General features: G+C 71.8%; 14 protein-coding genes. 9 read left to right on the top strand and 5 right to left on the bottom strand.

Annotated elements, in window-relative coordinates; genetic code table 11:
• The first annotated feature begins 33 nt into the window (after positions 1 to 33).
• The 5 genes from WN71_RS23375 to WN71_RS23395 all read left to right on the top strand — a co-directional run bounded on the left by WN71_RS23375 (position 34) and on the right by WN71_RS23395 (position 5,757).
• A complete protein-coding gene (locus WN71_RS23375) occupies positions 34 to 1,014 on the top strand; it encodes a fumarylacetoacetate hydrolase family protein (protein ID WP_046584802.1) in 981 nt (326 codons plus the stop codon).
• Complete coding sequence (locus WN71_RS23380; protein ID WP_046584801.1) at positions 1,008 to 2,030, top strand: amidohydrolase family protein; 1,023 nt, start codon at positions 1,008 to 1,010, stop codon at positions 2,028 to 2,030. Before WN71_RS23375 ends, WN71_RS23380 begins: the two co-directional genes overlap by 7 nt.
• On the top strand, positions 2,027 to 3,157 hold the full coding sequence (locus tag WN71_RS23385) for an FAD-dependent monooxygenase (protein WP_046584800.1): 1,131 nt from the start codon (positions 2,027 to 2,029) through the stop codon (positions 3,155 to 3,157). Before WN71_RS23380 ends, WN71_RS23385 begins: the two co-directional genes overlap by 4 nt.
• Before the next feature lie 79 nt (positions 3,158 to 3,236).
• Positions 3,237 to 4,214: a fumarylacetoacetate hydrolase family protein gene (locus WN71_RS23390; RefSeq protein WP_046584799.1), complete on the top strand. Its 978-nt coding sequence runs from the start codon at positions 3,237 to 3,239 to the stop codon at positions 4,212 to 4,214.
• A gap of 49 nt (positions 4,215 to 4,263) precedes the next feature.
• Positions 4,264 to 5,757 (top strand): MFS transporter, encoded by a 1,494-nt coding sequence (locus tag WN71_RS23395; protein ID WP_046584798.1) that lies wholly within the window; start codon positions 4,264 to 4,266, stop codon positions 5,755 to 5,757.
• 35 nt (positions 5,758 to 5,792) lie between these two features.
• Here the strand turns inward: WN71_RS23395 and WN71_RS23400 are convergent, their stop codons facing one another.
• The 3 genes from WN71_RS23400 to WN71_RS23410 form a co-directional block, all read right to left on the bottom strand.
• Positions 5,793 to 6,401: a TetR/AcrR family transcriptional regulator gene (locus tag WN71_RS23400; protein ID WP_046584797.1), complete on the bottom strand. Its 609-nt coding sequence runs from the start codon at positions 6,399 to 6,401 to the stop codon at positions 5,793 to 5,795.
• A gap of 121 nt (positions 6,402 to 6,522) precedes the next feature.
• Positions 6,523 to 7,179: a nuclear transport factor 2 family protein gene (locus WN71_RS23405; protein WP_046584796.1), complete on the bottom strand. Its 657-nt coding sequence runs from the start codon at positions 7,177 to 7,179 to the stop codon at positions 6,523 to 6,525.
• A gap of 51 nt (positions 7,180 to 7,230) precedes the next feature.
• Complete coding sequence (locus WN71_RS23410) at positions 7,231 to 8,412, bottom strand: acyl-CoA dehydrogenase family protein (RefSeq protein ID WP_052743007.1); 1,182 nt, start codon at positions 8,410 to 8,412, stop codon at positions 7,231 to 7,233.
• Positions 8,413 to 8,724: 312 nt separating this feature from the next.
• Between WN71_RS23410 and WN71_RS23415 the strand changes: the two genes are divergently transcribed.
• The 3 genes from WN71_RS23415 (at position 8,725) to WN71_RS23425 (ending at position 11,397) form a co-directional block, all read left to right on the top strand.
• Positions 8,725 to 9,984, top strand: coding sequence for an acyl-CoA dehydrogenase family protein (locus WN71_RS23415; protein WP_052743006.1), 1,260 nt, complete (start codon positions 8,725 to 8,727; stop codon positions 9,982 to 9,984).
• The gene (locus WN71_RS42310) at positions 9,981 to 10,727 is read left to right on the top strand and encodes a nuclear transport factor 2 family protein (protein ID WP_079178044.1); all 747 of its coding nucleotides are present in this window, start codon (positions 9,981 to 9,983) and stop codon (positions 10,725 to 10,727) included. Before WN71_RS23415 ends, WN71_RS42310 begins: the two co-directional genes overlap by 4 nt.
• Before the next feature lie 88 nt (positions 10,728 to 10,815).
• Positions 10,816 to 11,397, top strand: coding sequence for a flavin reductase family protein (locus tag WN71_RS23425; RefSeq protein WP_240529725.1), 582 nt, complete (start codon positions 10,816 to 10,818; stop codon positions 11,395 to 11,397).
• A 45-nt stretch (positions 11,398 to 11,442) separates the two neighbouring features.
• Here the strand turns inward: WN71_RS23425 and WN71_RS23430 are convergent, their stop codons facing one another.
• Positions 11,443 to 12,315, bottom strand: a complete 873-nt coding sequence (locus WN71_RS23430) for an IclR family transcriptional regulator (RefSeq protein ID WP_046584794.1) — start codon at positions 12,313 to 12,315, stop codon at positions 11,443 to 11,445.
• Positions 12,316 to 12,690: 375 nt separating this feature from the next.
• Between WN71_RS23430 and WN71_RS23435 the strand changes: the two genes are divergently transcribed.
• Positions 12,691 to 13,938 (top strand): MFS transporter, encoded by a 1,248-nt coding sequence (locus tag WN71_RS23435; protein WP_052743005.1) that lies wholly within the window; start codon positions 12,691 to 12,693, stop codon positions 13,936 to 13,938.
• Positions 13,939 to 13,941: 3 nt separating this feature from the next.
• On the opposite strand, the gene WN71_RS23440 is transcribed toward WN71_RS23435, so the two are convergent.
• The gene (locus WN71_RS23440; protein ID WP_046584793.1) at positions 13,942 to 15,174 is read right to left on the bottom strand and encodes a hypothetical protein; all 1,233 of its coding nucleotides are present in this window, start codon (positions 15,172 to 15,174) and stop codon (positions 13,942 to 13,944) included.
• Between the last annotated feature and the right edge of the window lie 123 nt (positions 15,175 to 15,297).

Consider the following 15,297-nt stretch of genomic DNA (forward strand, 5'->3'; position numbering starts at 1 on the left):
GCCGCAGAACACAGAACCAAGGAGTCATCCACAGTGCCGAACTCATTCGACCACGCCGGTACATGGGCCCTGGCGCAGGTGTCCGCCGAGGGCGGCCCGACCGTGCCCGCCCTGGTCGCGCACGACCGTGCCCTGGACCTGTCGGACCGCCCCGAGCTCGGATCCCCGCGCAGCACCGCCGACATCCTGGCCCGCTGGGACGAACTGGAGCCCGTGCTGGCCGCGTTGGCGGCCGACACCGCCGCCGCCTGGCAGCCGCTGTCCGGCTTCCACGTGCACTCTCCCGTCGAACCCCGGCAGATCTTCCAGTGCGCGGCGAACTACCGCACCCATGTCATCGACCTCGTCGCCGCGCACCACGACGGCTCCGACGGGCGCAGCGTCGAGGAGGTGCGCGCCGAGGCGGCCGCGCACATGGACGAGCGCCTCGCCTTCCCGCCGTTCGTGTTCACCGGCCTGCCCAGCGCGATCTGCGGGCCCTACGACGACGTCGTCCTGCCCGCCGACGGCGAGCAGCCGGACTGGGAGCTGGAACTGGCCGCCGTGATCGGCCGGCCCACGCGGCGGGTGAGCGCCGAGGACGCGCTGGAGTGCGTGGCCGGGTGGGTGATCGTCAACGACCTGACCCTGCGGGAGCGGGTGATACGCCGGGACGCGGGCGCGCTCGGCATGGACTGGCTGGCGAGCAAGAACGCGCCGACGTTCCTGCCCACCGGGCCGCTGCTCGTGCCCCGTTCGGCCGTCCCCGACCCGTCGGACCTGCGGATCACGCTGCGGCTCAACGGCGACGTCATGCAGGACGAGTCGACCAAGGACCTGATCTTCGACACCGCCGCCATCATCGCGCACTGTTCGAAGGTGGCCACCCTGCTCCCCGGCGACCTGGTGCTCACCGGCAGCCCGGCGGGCAACGGCCTCGCGCACGGCAGGCTGCTGCGGGCGGGCGACCGTATGGACTGCTCGATCACCGGTCTGGGCGCACAGTCCAACGTGTGCGTGGAGGAGGCATGCTGACGATCGACGTGCACGCGCACGTCGGTGTGCCGGCGGTGGAGACGCTGATCGCCGACGAGCCGGGCCTGGCCGCCCAGCGCGCCGTCGAGGCGGCCTCCCTCGGGCCGGCCACCCTGGCCTACAACGCCGCCCACATGGGCGAGATCGTCGCACCGCTGATGGACCTGGACGTGCGCCTCGCCGCCATGGACGCCGCCCGCGTCGACGTGCAGGCCGTCAGCCCGATGCCGCTGCCGCACACGTGGGCGCCGCCCGAGCTGGCCGACCGCATCGCGACCGTCGTCAACGGGGCCGTCGCCGCCTTCTGCGCCCGCCGCCCCGAGCGGCTGCTCGGCATCGGCACCGTCTCCCTCCAGCACCCGAAGCAGGCCGTGGCCCAACTGGAGGCGGCCGTACGGGAGTACGGCCTGCGCGGCGTGCAGATCTCCACGTCTGCCGGGCCCGGCCGCGAACTGGACGATCCGGCGCTGGAGGAATTCTGGGCCGCCGCCGAGGAGTTGGGGGCCGCCGTCCTCATCCATCCCTGGGGCTGCACCCTGGGTGAACGCCTGAACTCCTACTACCTGTTCAACAGCGTGGGCAACCCCGTGGAGACCTCGCTGGCCCTGTCCCGGATCGTCTACTCCGGCCTCCTCGAACGTCACCCGGACTTGCGGATCTGGTCCGCGCACGGCGGCGGCTACCTGGCCAGTTACGCCGTACGCGCCGACCACGCCTGGCACGCCCGCGCCGACGCGCGCACCACCACCGAGCCACCCAGCGCCCTGCTGCGGCGCACCTTCGTCGACTCGCTCGTCTACACCCCCGAGCAACTGCGCCACCTCGTCTCCGTCATGGGCGCCGGACAGGTGACCCTCGGCAGCGACTACCCGTTCGACATGGGCGTCGAGGACCCCGTCGACCGGCTGGAGGCCGCCGGGTTCGACGCCGCGACCGTCGCGGCCGTCCGCGGCGGCAACGCCGCCCGCCTGCTCGGCCTGCCCGAGGCCGACCGTCCGTTGGGAGAACCCCGATGACCGCCGTACGCAAGGTCCTCGTCATCGGCGGCGGTGCCGCCGGGGCGGCGGCCGCCATCCTGCTCGCCGAATCCGGCGTCTCCGTCGACCTCGTCGAGGTCAAGGAGTCGCCCACCGCGCTCGGTTCCGGCATCACCCTCCAGGGCAACGCCCTGCGCGTGTTCCGGCAGCTCGGCGTGTGGGAGGCGGTTCGCGACGCCGGTTACCCGACCGACCTGTTCGGCATCCGGGCGCCCGATCCGGCCGGGACGTTGCTCATGGAGGCGGAGACCGAGCGCACCGGCGGACCGGACCTGCCCTCCGGCATGGGCATGTCCCGCCCGGTACTCGCCCGCATCCTGCTCGACCGTGCCCGGGACGCCGGGGCGAAACTCCACTTCGGCACCACGCCCACCGCGTTCGACCAGGACGAGGACGGCGTCGACGTGACCCTGTCCGACGGGACGACCGGCCGCTACGACCTGGTCGTGGGCGCCGACGGCATCCGTTCCTGGACCCGCCGCGCCCTCGGCATCGAGCTGGAGACCCGGTCGGTGGGCATGGGCATCTGGCGCGCCTTCATCCAGCGCCCGGCCTCGATCACCCACACGGAGATGATCTACGGTGGTCCGTGCTACATCGCCGGGTTCTGCCCCACGGGCGAGGACTCGATGTACGCCTACCTGGTCGAGGACGCCCAGGACCGCTGGACGCTCGCCCCGGAGGAGCAACTGGCGACCGTCCGGGCCCTCGCGGAGCACTACCACGGCCCGTGGGACGAGATCCGCCCGCTGATCACCGACGCCGCGCAGCTCAACTACACCTGGTTCGAGACCCATGTGCTCCCCGCGCCGTGGAACCGCGGCCGGATCGTGCTGATCGGCGACGCGGCCCACACCTGCCCGCCGACCCTCGCGCAGGGCGCGGCCCAGGCGCTGGAGGACGCCGCCGTGCTGGCCGAACTGCTGCTCGCCGCGGACCGGCTCGACGACACGCTCTGGGACGCCTTCCACGAGCGCAGGATCGCCCGCGCCACGACGGTGGTGGACGCCTCCAACCAGATCGCCGCGTGGCATCTCGCCCATGAGCAGGGGGACATGGCGGCCCTGTCCGCGCGGATCTCCGAGCTGATCAGCCGGCCCGCCTGAACCGCCCACAGGAATCGCCGTGCGGGCCCCGCCGGGCCCGCGCGGCGTCCTGCCCACCCCCGTCAGCACAGGAGCTGTCATGCGTTTCGCCACCTACGAACACGACGGAATCCGCCGGTGCGGCGCGGTCTCCACGGACGCCTCCGGCGCCGACCGGCTGCACCCTCTGCCCGCCCACGTCTCGCTCCTGGACCTGGTCCGCGCCGGGCGCACCGCCCTGCTCGACGCCGGACAGGCCGCCCTCGCCGAGCCCGCCGGGCCCGCGGCCGCGGACGTGCACCTGCTCCCGCCGGTCCAGCCCGGCGCGATGCGCGACTTCGTGACCTTCGAGGAGCACGGCGAGGGGATGCTGCGCCGGGCCGGTCTGCCCCTGGACGTCCCGGAGGCCTGGCGCGCGGCCCCGACGTTCTACTTCACCAACCCGTACTCGGCGGTCGGCGCCCACGACGACATCCCCGTCCCGCCCGGCAGCAGCCTGCTCGACTTCGAGCTCGAGGTCGCCGCCGTCATCGGCGCGGAGGGCAGGGACCTCACCCCCGAGCAGGCCCGCGACCACATCATCGGCTACACCGTCTTCAACGACTGGTCCGCCCGTGACCTCCAGACCCGCGAGATGCAGGCCGGCCTCGGGCCCGCGAAGGGCAAGGACACCGCCACCACCCTCGGCCCCTACCTCGTCACCGCCGACGAACTCGAGCCCTACCGCGACGAGGAAGGCTTCCTGGCCCTCGCGCTGACCGCCGAAGTCAACGGCCAGGTCGTCGGCAAGGACATGCTGTCCAACATGTCCTGGACCTTCGAGGAGATGGCCGCCTACGCCTCCCGCGGCACCGTCGTCCGCCCCGGAGACGTACTCGGCTCCGGGACCTGCGGCAACGGCGGCTGCCTCGCCGAACTGTGGGGCATCAACGGCTCCCAGACGCCGCCCCCGCTCCAGCCGGGCGACGTGGTCACCCTCACCGTCCAGGGCATCGGACAGGTCTCCAACCGCGTGGTGCGGGGCAAGGACCCGCACCCCCTGCCGACCGCCCGCAAGCGCCCCCGGAACCGTCCGTGACACCGGCAGCATCCGGCGCGACCCCCTCACCACCTTGCAAGGAGCAGCCGTGGCCGTGAAGGCCGGACGTACGCACTACACCGTCACCTACTCCGTGCTGGTGGTCGCGGTCGGCGCCTACGCGCTGCTCCAGTCGATGGTCGCGCCGGTGCTGCCGACGATCCAGGCGCACCTGCACAGTTCGGAGTCGGCGACCGCCTGGCTGATGACCAGCTATCTGCTCGCGGCGTCCGTCGCCACGCCGATCCTCGGCCGCGTCGGCGACGTGGTGGGCAAGGAGAGGATGCTCGTCGTCACCCTCCTCGGTCTGGCCACCGGCTCACTGCTCGCGGGGCTGTCGCACAGCATCGGCATGATGATCGTCGCGAGGGTCGTCCAGGGCACCGGCGGTGCCGTGCTCCCGCTGTCGTTCGGCATCGTCCGCGACGAGTTCCCCTCCGCGAAGGTGAGCGGTGCCGTCGGCGTGATCGCGTCGCTCACCGCGGCGGGCGGCGGCCTCGGGCTGGTACTGGCGGGGCCGATCGTGAGTCACCTCGACTACCACTGGCTGTTCTGGTTCCCGATGATCGCCACGGCCGCCGCGGCCGCCGCCACCCTGGTGTTCGTACCCGCGTCGCCGGTACGCGGCGCCGGCGGCGTGAGCCGTCCGGGTGGGCTGCTGCTGGCGGCCTGGCTGGTCACGCTGCTGCTGGCGGTGAGCGAAGGCCAGTCCTGGGGTTGGGACTCGGCCGGTGTCCTCGGCCTGCTCGCCGCCACGGTCGTCCTGGTCCCGCTGTGGATCCTCACCGAGCTGCGCGCGGCCCACCCGCTGATCGACATGCGGATGATGCGCGCCCCCGCGGTGTGGACCGTCAACCTGTCCGCCCTGCTGTTCGGCGTGGTCATGTACACCTGCACGACCTTCATGCCGCAACTGCTGCAGACCCGCCGTTCCGTGGCCGGGTACGGCTTCAGCGCGGACGTCACCGCCTCCGGCCTGTACATGCTGCCGCTGTCCGCCGCGGCCTTCGCCGGCAATGTGCTGGCCGGCCGGATCGGCGGACGACTGGGCTACCGGGGCCTGCTGGTCGCGGGCAGCCTGCTGAGCGTCCCCCCGTTCGTGCTGCTCGCCGTCGCGCACACCGAGAGCTGGCAGGTCTGCACCGCGGTGACCGTGGCGGGGACGGGCCTCGGCCTGGCCTTCTCGGCCATGGCCGGGCTCGTCATCGAGGCCGTGCCCGCGGGCCAGACCGGTGTCGCCTCCGGCATGAACGCCAACATCCGCACCATCGGCGGCGCGATCGGCAGCGGGATCGGTGCGAGCCTGCTCGCCGCCACCGTCACGACGGCCCACCCGTTGCCCGCCGACACCGGTTACACCCGTCTGTTCTGGTTCCTGGCGGGGGCCGCGGCCCTGGCCACCCTCGCGGCGACACTCGTCCCCCGCAGCAGGCGCGCCCCCGCACCCGGTGCCGCCGTACCGGATCCGGTCGGCGCCCTGCCGGACCGCGGGAGCGGCCACGCCGACAACTCCGGGACCGCGCCTCGGGCCGCCGACCTCTGAGCGGTGACCGCCGCAGGCCGGCGCGCGGATCTCTGCTACGGCGCCACCGGCCGCAGCAGTTTCAGCAGGACGTCGTCGACGACGAACACGACGTAGTCCTTGTCGACGGGCTGTTTGAGCAGCGCCTGGTGCATCAGCATCGGCATCGCGACCTCGTCCACCAGCAGGGTGTCGGCGCCCTCGGCGATCTCGCCCCGGGCGATCGCACGCTCCAGCAGGTGCCGTCCGACGGCGAGGCCGGGTCCCCGCAGCTGCGCGCCCACGACGCGCATGAGTTCCTCGTCGCGCCGCGCCGCGGCCACCACGGCGATCACCAGGTCCGCGTCCCGGTTCAGTTCACCGGCCACGGTGTCCAGCAGGGCGAGGAGGTCGCCGCGGAGGGTGCCGGTGTCCTCGGGCGCTTCGAACTGCCGGGCGTTGCGGCGTACGGCGTCGACCACCAGCTCGGCCTTGGACGTCCAGCGCCGGTAGATCGTCGACTTGGACGCGGCGGCCTCGGCGGCGATCTCGTCGATGGAGACCTCGTCGTACCCCTTGCGCGCCACCAGTTCGAGAGCCACAGCACGGATCTCCGCCGACCGGGGGTCGTCGTCCGCCGGGCGCCAGGGGCGAGTGGTCCGGCCGGGCCGTGCTGGTTTCGCCATGTCGGCGGTGCCTCCTTCTGCCTCGTGGGTCCCTTGGATGGTACGCGGCGCCGCGGCGGCGTCCGCCGAGGAACTCGGGCGGACGCCGACCGTCGGCGGCCGGGGTGGGTCCGGTGCGCGCTCAGCCTTCGGCGGCCGGCTCGCCGTACGTCCGGTAGGGCTTCGGCGGTGCGGGAACGAGACGCGGCTCGCGGTCCGGCGCCCAGGTCGTCGAGGAGGCGAACTCCTCGTCCGGGGCTCCCCAGCCCTTGGGGGTGGGCGGTTCGGCGGGCTGCCCGTCGAAGATGGTCTTGCCCTGTTCGGTGCAGAAGATCTGGTGCACGTTGAGGTGCCAGAACTTCCAGCCCTTCTCGGTCTTGACGAAGTCGATCTCGTAGCGGCAGTTGTACCAGAACTCGATCTTCGGACTGCCGTCCACCCAGAAGAAGTTGTGCACCTCGTGGCCGGGCGACCACCAGGTGCCCTTCGCCGTCATGCCGTCGCCGGCGACCTCGATGATCGGCGTGGTCAGGTGGTGCTCGACGAGTTCGCCGCTGCGGTCCCGCGCCGTGAGCTCCTTCTCGAACATGACGCCGAAGCAGCGCCGGGCCGCGTCGGGGCCTTCCCAGCGGCCGAAGGGCATGTTGCACACGAGGTCGTCGCGTTCGGCGAACAGGTCCACGATGTCCGCGTTCTGATACGCCGAGTGCAGGTACTGATAGGTGCTCATCACGTTCTGACAGGCCTGTACCGCCTCCATGCGGTCCATGCGCAGAGCCAGCTCTTCCATGGTGGTCATGTCCTCGTGTTTCCTTTCGTCAGGTGGTGGCGCTCGGACAAGTGGTGGTGTTCAGAAGAGGGTCGCGTTGTGGTCGCCGATGCCGCGGCCGAGCAGGACCCCGCCGTTGACGGCCGCCTGGTACTTCCAGTCGAGCATTCCGTGGTTCCGCATCACCTGGGTGTCGCGGCAGATGCGGTCCAGGGCGTTGCCCGTGCGGTGGATGCCGGCGCCCGAGGCGCGGATCAGCAGGTCGACGGCCTCGAAGGCGGTCACACCCGCGTATGTCACGGCCAGGTTGAGCTCGGCCCGCTTCTCGAGGGTCGCCTCCCCCGGGCTCGCGGGATCGTAGATCTCGACGATGCGGTCGAGGGCGTCGTCGAGGACGAGTCCCGCGGTCCGTACGAGCTGCGCCGCCTCCCCGTACACCTGCCGGACGGTCGCCTCGTCCGCGAGGAGTCCCCCGGTCTGCGGGCGGACGCGGTTGCCGATGTTCTCCCGGAAGAGTTCGAGCGCGGCGTCGGCGGTGCCGACCGCGACGATCGGGTGGATCATCGGCAGGACCCGGTGCATCGGGTAGCGCAGCAGCGGATAGTCGTTCAGCCGCCCGCCGGGGCAGTCCGCCCCGCTGGCCTCGTCGAGGCCGAGCGCCCGGTGGTGGGGGACGAAGAGCCTGATGGCCTCGACGTCGTTGCTGCCCGTGCCCTTCATCCCGGGCACGTCCCAGGTCTTGTGGATCTTGACCTCGTGGACCGGCACCGCGCAGGAGAGCGGGCCCTCGTCGCCCACCGCCATGAGGACGACCCACTCGGAGTGCATGATGCCGGAGGCGAACCGCCAGCGGCCGGTGATCTCGTATCCGCCGGCCACCCGCTCGGCCCGTCCGGGCGGCGCCGCCGCTGCCGCCGCCGGCACCCAGGTGCGGCCGGCGAAGATCTCGTCGCGGGCCTCGGCGCCGAACTTGGCGATCAGCCAGGAGTGGCTGATGAGGAAGCCGCCGATCCAGCCCGCGGAGGCGTCCCCGCGGGCGAAGCTGCGCACGATCGAGGCGAACGTCCGCAGATCGATCTCGCCGCCGCCCACCTCCTTGGGCATCATCGCGCCGAGGAAGCCGCCTTCCTCGAAGTCGGCGATGGTCGCCTCGGGCAGTTGCCCGAGGCGGTCGGACTCGGCTCCTCGCTCCCGCAGGCGGGGCACGAGCTGCTCGGCCCGCGCCGTCAGGTCCTGCTGGGTGACGGCGGCTGACTGTTTCATCTGACGTGCCCCTCTCAGAACGTCCTCGCGCGCCGGGCATCGCGGCGTGCGCTCCCGGCCCCGACCGACGCGGTACGGTACCGTACCGTCTCATTGGATAGAGGGTCCCCCGCGCCTGTCAAGACGTCGCCCCGAACCGGACCCGTAAACCGGCGGGGATTTGACGCGCACCACCTCATCTGCGGAAACCCGGCCGCGGACGCGTGATCTCCCGGCGTTTCCACATAGGGGAAAGAGTCCGGCGCTTCATTGCCTCCGCCCGGCCCGTGCTGTTGCGTGCTCCTGCAACAGGCCCCAAAGAAGGGAACCGCCTTGACTGTCACGACCGACATCGGCTTCGTCGCGCCCGAGCCCGGCCTCACCCGCGAGGAGCTGGTCCGCCGGGCCCGCGCACTGCGCCCGCGTCTCCTCGCCGACCAGGACACCGTCGAGACGGACGGGCGCCACTCGCCCGAGATGCACCAGGCCTTCGCCGAGTCGGGGTTCTACCGGATGCTCCGCCCGCGGCGGTTCGGCGGCTACGAGGTCGACATCAAGACCTACGTCCAGGTGGTCATGGAGATCGCCCGCGGCTGCCCGGGCACCGCGTGGTGCCTGGCCCTGGCGTCGGCCCACTCCGTCCCGCTCGCCGCCTGGTTCTCCGAGACCGCCCAGGCCGAGGCCTTCGCACCCGACGTCGAGTTCGCCGCGCCCACCCGGGCGGTCCCGCGCGGCACGGTCCGGCCGGTCGACGGCGGCTGGCGCGTCGACGGCACGTGGGACTACTGCTCCGGCTCGCCGTACTCCACGCACGCCCTCGTCTGGGCACGCGTGGCGGGCGACGGACCGCAGGCCGGCCGCACCAAGCTGGCCCTGGTCCCCCGGTCCGGATGGACCCTGCTCGACGACTGGCGCGACAGGGCCTTCGGCATGCGCGGCTCGGGCTCCAACAGCATCGAGATCGACGGCGCGGTCGTCCCCGCCCACTTCGTGATCGACGACCCGTACCCCTACGGCGAGAACGCGCAGACGCCGGGTTTCCTGCTGCACGACAACCCGATGTACGCGGTCGAGCCCGGCATGCTCGGACCGCTGGAGATCAATGCCGTCCTGGTGGGGACCGCCCGCGCCGCGCTCGACGAGTACGAGCGGATCCTGCGCACGAAGAAGGCCCCCGGCGGCATCTCCGGCCCCTCGGGCAACGTCATCGACGCGACCCTGTCCGAGACGCACGACTTCCAGCGGTGGTTCGGCCTCGCGACGGCACGCGTCGAAGCGGCGGAGAGGTTGCTGCTCGGCGTGTCCGAGGACCTCACCCGGGCCTGCGTCGAGGCGACCACCGACGGCCGAGGCTGGAAGTGGGAGGACGTCGGCCGGTTCAACCTGGTGCGCCACCAGAGCATCGAACTGGGCTGGCAGGCGGTCGACCTGATGTACCGCACCTCCGGCACCTCCGAGGGCGGACGCGCGGGCTCGCGGCTCAACCGCTACTACCGCGACTACTCGATGGGCCGGACCAACATCTTCGCCGACGAGGAGAAGTTCGGCGAGGACTACGGCCGGGCCCACTTCGCGGCGCCGCCGGCCCGATGACGACCCGCGACACGGTCTCGGCCGACCGTCCGAGCCACCACAAGGCACTGGTCCGCGCGTACGTCGCCCAGCGGCTGGTCCCGCCCGGCTGCGCCGCCGCACCGGAGTTCGTCGTCGCGGAGGGAGATCTGGTGACCGTGTGCCACCACCTCCCGCAGCCGAGGCCGGGCCGCCCGGAAGAGCTCTTCGACTACTACCAGTTCGACGCCTTCCGCATCTCCGGTGACGCCGTGGTCCAGCACTGGACGGGCGCCAGCAGGGCCGCTCCCACGGTGTGGGCCCACGCGACGGGCCGGCCCCGGGAGGACGTGGAGGTCGCCGCCGGGGTCGGCGGCACCGAGCTCGCGAGGAACAAGCGGCTCGTCGTCGACTCGTTCCGGTACGTCTTCGACGCCGAGGACGCCGACGCGGTCCCGCGCTTCTTCGCCGCCGACTACCGGCAGCACATGCCCGGCGTGCCCTCGGGTCGTGCGGCGCTGGAGCACTTCGTCAGGACCGGGTTCCCGGACGGGCCCAAGCCGGTGCCCGACACGCCCCTCACCCCGCCGGCCGTCGTCATGGCCGAGGGCCGGCTGGTGATCTACGCCGTCCCCAGACCTCAGCCCGACCCCGAACGCCCGGGACAGGAGTACCCCTACCTGGTGTTCAACTGCTTCCGGGTCGAGAACGGGCTGCTCGCCGAGCACTGGAGCGGCCTCAACGAGGCGGCGCCCCTGCGGATGCCCGGCCGCGACGGGCCCTGACGGACGGCGAGTACAGAGCCGACAGCACCAACACGCACGATCACATGCCCGTACGGCACTGTTCCGTGCCCCGATCGAGGAGTCCTCCTTGGGATTCACCGCCTCACGCGCAGCCTTGGCGCCGGACCTCGCCGACGCCTCCCCCGGCACGGCCCTGCCGCTCGACGGTGGCCTGTCCGCGGACGAGTTCAAGCGCGCGTTCCGCAATCACCCCGCGGGCGTCGCCGTCATCACCGCCGATACGGAGCAGGGGCCGGTGGGCCTCACGGCGACCTCGGTGATCTCCGTCAGCGCCGAGCCCCCCATGCTCGTGTTCTCGCTGTCCTCGGCCTCGTCGAGCGCGCCCGGGATCGCCACGGCCCGCACGGTGGTCGTCCACCTGCTCTCGGCGGCGCAGCTGCCTTCCGCACGGCTCTTCGCGACCAGCGGGGTCGACCGCTTCGCGGACCGGGAGAGCTGGGGCCGGCTCGCCACCGGTGAGCCCTTCCTCCACCGCGCGCCGGTGTGGATCCGGGGCCGCATCGTGGACCGGATGCGCGCCGGCCAGTCGACGATGGTGGCGGTCCACGCGCTCCAGGCCCACATCGCGCCGGCAGCCGAGGACGCCCCGCTCGTCCACCACAACCGCGGCTGGCACCGGCTGGGCAGCCATTCGCTGCTGGCCGGCTGACAGGCCCCCGGTCCCGGCCCGCGTGTCATGCCGAGCGGAGGAACGTCAACCGCCGTACGCCGCTTGGTCGGGCCGATCGGGGTGGTCCGGCCGGTCGGGCTCGTCGAGTCGGTCGGGCTCGTCGAGTCGGTCAGGCTGGGCGAGTCGGTCAGGCTGGACGGGCTGACCGACCGTGCCGTTGCGCAGCGTCCACTGAATCGTGGATGCCGCGTCGAGCAGCACGCCGGCGACCTCGAGGATCTCCGCCTTCGCGGTGAGCCGAGGCGTGAACGCGGCCACGCTGATCGCGCCCATCGGATCGCCGCCCAGCGTCAGCACGGGAGCGCTCACCTCGCTGACCCCGGCGACACCCTCTCCGACGGAGGCCGCCCACCCCCGCGCCCGGACCAGGTCGAGCTGACGGACCAGCTCGTCCCAGTCCACGACGGTCCGCTCCGTCGCCCGGGAGAGATGCCGTCCCGAGATGCGCGACGCCAGTTCGCCCGGCGAGCAGAACGCCAGCATCGCCTTTCCCGCCGCGAACCAGTGAGCGGGGTGCACCTGACCCATCTGGGACCCGAGAGGGTGAGCTCCACGACCGACGAGAGAAAGGAGAAAGCGAATTCTGCGCCCCTCGAGGGCCGCGTAACTGGTGGTGAACCCGAGTTTTTCGTGAACCTCGTCGAGAACCGGCGCGATCACCCGGTTCATGTCCACACCGGACGCCATCCGCAGGGCGATCTCATAAAGGTGGGGCCCCGCCAGATACGGACCGCCGGCCTCGTCCTGCCGCACATAGCCGGCGGAAACGCAGTTGGCGAGGATTCGGTGTGCCGTCGAGGGCGCCACGGGAAGTTCCTTCGCCACTTCCGTCAGCCGGACGCTGCCTCGCTGCGCGACGAGAAGCACGACCCGAAGGGCCATCTGCGTTGAGTTCACAGGCAACCTCCAGGTTCGTCGTTCGCGTGGCGCGCGCTCGATTCGATCACGTGATCCCGGAGAGCACCAGGGGCGCGGCCATCCGCACCGAGCATGGCCCTCACCTGTACGGTCGGGCAAGGCTCTTCCCACTCATAGCACGGTACGGTACCGTACCGTGCACTGAAGAATCACTCTGCGCCACCTCGCGGGCCCGCCCGTCCCGGGCCGGCCCGCCGCCGCCGTCAGGCCCTCATTCCTTTCACCGCAGTTTCCCGGCCTCCGATTCCGGATTCCGATGCTCGTGCACCCCGATCAAAGACGATCGATTTGGAGATCTGCATGTCTGTTCCACGACAGGTGAATCACCACTGGAGGGTCGCCCTTCTGTGCGGGATGGCTTCCTATCTCGATTCCGGACTTCTGGTGACCACCGGTGTGGCGGTGGGCGCCCTGTACGCGAAGGACCTTCATCTCGGCGCCGGTGACGTGGGCCTGATATTGGGGCTCCAGACGCTGATGTTCGGCGTCGGGACCGTACTGGGCGGGTTGTTCGGGGACCGGTGGGGCCGCCGCCGCATCTTCCTGACGTCGCTCATCGGCTACACGGTGAGCGCACTGGTCCTGGCCTTCGCGCACGGCGCCGGCAGCCTGTACCTGGGTGTCGTCATCGGCGGGCTGGCGATCGGCGCCGACCTCCCGGTCTCGATCTCGATGATCAGGGAGGAGGCGCCCGAGGGCCAGAAGGGACGCATGGTCGTCTTCTCCGAACTGCTCTGGCTGGCGGGCGTCATCGTCGTGCTGGGCTCGATGGCCTTCATCGCGCCGCTCGGCGCCCTCGCGGCCCGGATCCTCTACGCCCATCTCGCGGTCGTCGCGCTCGTCATCCTGATCGCACGCACCACGCTCGGCGAGTCCTCCGAGTGGCTCGCGGCGCGCCAGGCGTCCCTCGCCGCCCCGCGCTCCGCGGCGACGGGGTTCGCCCAGCACAGGGATCTGCTGCGCCGGCCCGTCGGCCTCGTGGTCCTGGCGACCGGTGCGTACTTCACGGCATGGAGCATCGGATCCAACACCTGGGGCCAGTTCGGCAGTTACATGTGGACGAACCTCACCCGCTCCGATCTCGGCACGTACTCGATCGTGAGCCTCGCCGTGCTGCCGATCGGCCTCGTTCCGGGCATCGCGCTCATGCGGGTCATCGACTCGCCCAAGCGGTCGCGGTGGATCACGGCCGGGGCCCTGCTCCTCCCCTGCCAGTGGGTGGTGCTTCTGGTCCTGGGGTCCACCACCACGGGCTTCGTGATCGGGATGATCCTCAACTCCGCGACGGCCGGCATCGCCGGCGAGATCCTGTACAAGGTGTGGACCCAGGAGCTCATCCCCACGCTGAACCGCGCCACCGCACAGGGCGTGACCTTGGCGATGAGCAAGGGCGGAGTGTCCCTGTTCGCCTTCCTGACACCGTCCTTGATGGCGGTCTCGCGGACCGCGTTCTTCGCCGTCTGCCTGTCCTTCTCCCTCGTCACCTCGGTGATCGCCCTGGTCTGGATGCCGAGACTGCGCAAGTCCCCCGCGTCCGGCGCGATTTCGGTCGCGAGTGTCGGAGCGGGCATGAGGTCCGGTCCCGAGGCGACCGGATCCTGAGGCTCAATCCGCCGGTGTACGGCGGGCGATGACCGGGCGGTGGAAGTTCGCGTCTCCGTGGGCGTCCAGGACCATCGCTCCCACGGCCCAGATCTCCCGCGTGCCGGGGATCTGGGCCTGGTCCTCGACGCGGAACTTCTGTTTCCTGTCCACGGCGGTGACCTTGCCCGACCGGCCGGCGGCATAGGGCGGCCGGCCGATGTGCACCGCCCGGCCGGACGCGTCGAGGTAGTACGTGGAGCCGAGGAGTACGGTGCCGCCCGCCTGCCCCGTGACGCAGCAACGGACCGTGCCGGAAGGGGTCTTCGTCCACCGTGAGCCGTCCCAGTGCAGCGTCAGCTGCTCCTGGTAGACGTCTTGGCCGCCTTCACCGCTCACGCTGCCGAAGGCCTGCACGTCGTCGGCCGACCGGATCGCCAGCCTCGTCAGGCCGGCCTCGTAGGACAGGCTGCTCTCGCCCTGCAGATCGCTGGGTTCCGGCGTCGACTCCCCCGGCATCACGGCCGGTACGGCGGTCTTGCGCCAGGTCCGTCCGTCCCAGTGCAGGGCGACCGGGCCGCCGTTGTCCAACGCCCCTTCGGTGGACGGGCCGATACCCACCGCCCAGACGTCTCCCGGCGAGGCGCCCGCGATGTCCCACACCCGGGAAGCGAGCCGAACGGGCCGCCAGCTCGCGCCGTTCCACCGCCATGCCGTGTCGGTTCCGTCGACCACCCACGCGTCGTCCGGGGCGAAGACCGCCGCGCCCGTCACGTCCCGCGGGAACTGCGCCGGAACGCCGGCCTGTTGCCAGCGCGTGCCGTCCCACCGTGCCACGAGGACCTCGCCGCCGGTGCCCACGGCACCGCCGAACAGCCACACGTCACCGCCGGACACCGGGGCGTCCAGGCGGACGCTGCCGAGGTCGGTCATCGGGGCCAGTACGGGCGGGAGCGGGTAGGGCCGCCATCGGTGGCCGTCGTAGTGCAGGAGGGACGCCCGCTGACCGTCGATGTTTCCGGTCACCGGGGTGCGGGCGACGGCCCAGGCGTCGTCGGCGCTCGCGGCGGCGATGTCGGACACGGCGCCGTTGCGGTCCGCGCCCAGGTAGTCGTAGCGCCAGGCGGTCGAAGACGCGGCAGCGGTGCCCCGCGCGCCTGCCGAGGACCTCGGACTGCCGGGTGCGCAGGCCGCGCAGAGCAGGACCAGGGCTGCGGCGAGTGCCGCCGCGAGTACGGCGGCTCGGTCACGGATCACAGTCTCCCCCCAAGGCTGTCCCGGCAGGCCGGCGGCCGGTGCCGTGCAGTGTACGGCGCGAAAGGCGCTGGCAGAGGCTCGCGCGGCACAGGCACGGGGCCGCCTGCGGGCAGGCGACCCCGT

It is taken from the genome of Streptomyces mangrovisoli, assembly GCF_000974985.2.
GTDB lineage: Bacteria > Actinomycetota > Actinomycetes > Streptomycetales > Streptomycetaceae > Streptomyces > Streptomyces mangrovisoli.

Excerpts from the sequence above, each read along its gene's own strand:
- WN71_RS23380 (WP_046584801.1), top strand. The coding sequence starts at position 1,008 with ATGCTGACGATCGACGTGCACGCGCACGTCGGTGTGCCGGCGGTGGAG.
- WN71_RS23385 (WP_046584800.1), top strand. The coding sequence starts at position 2,027 with ATGACCGCCGTACGCAAGGTCCTCGTCATCGGCGGCGGTGCCGCCGGG.
- WN71_RS23390 (WP_046584799.1), top strand. The coding sequence starts at position 3,237 with ATGCGTTTCGCCACCTACGAACACGACGGAATCCGCCGGTGCGGCGCG.
- WN71_RS23400 (WP_046584797.1), bottom strand. The coding sequence starts at position 6,401 with ATGGCGAAACCAGCACGGCCCGGCCGGACCACTCGCCCCTGGCGCCCG.
- WN71_RS23405 (WP_046584796.1), bottom strand. The coding sequence starts at position 7,179 with ATGACCACCATGGAAGAGCTGGCTCTGCGCATGGACCGCATGGAGGCG.
- WN71_RS23410 (WP_052743007.1), bottom strand. The coding sequence starts at position 8,412 with ATGAAACAGTCAGCCGCCGTCACCCAGCAGGACCTGACGGCGCGGGCC.
- WN71_RS42310 (WP_079178044.1), top strand. The coding sequence starts at position 9,981 with ATGACGACCCGCGACACGGTCTCGGCCGACCGTCCGAGCCACCACAAG.
- WN71_RS23435 (WP_052743005.1), top strand. The coding sequence starts at position 12,691 with ATGGCTTCCTATCTCGATTCCGGACTTCTGGTGACCACCGGTGTGGCG.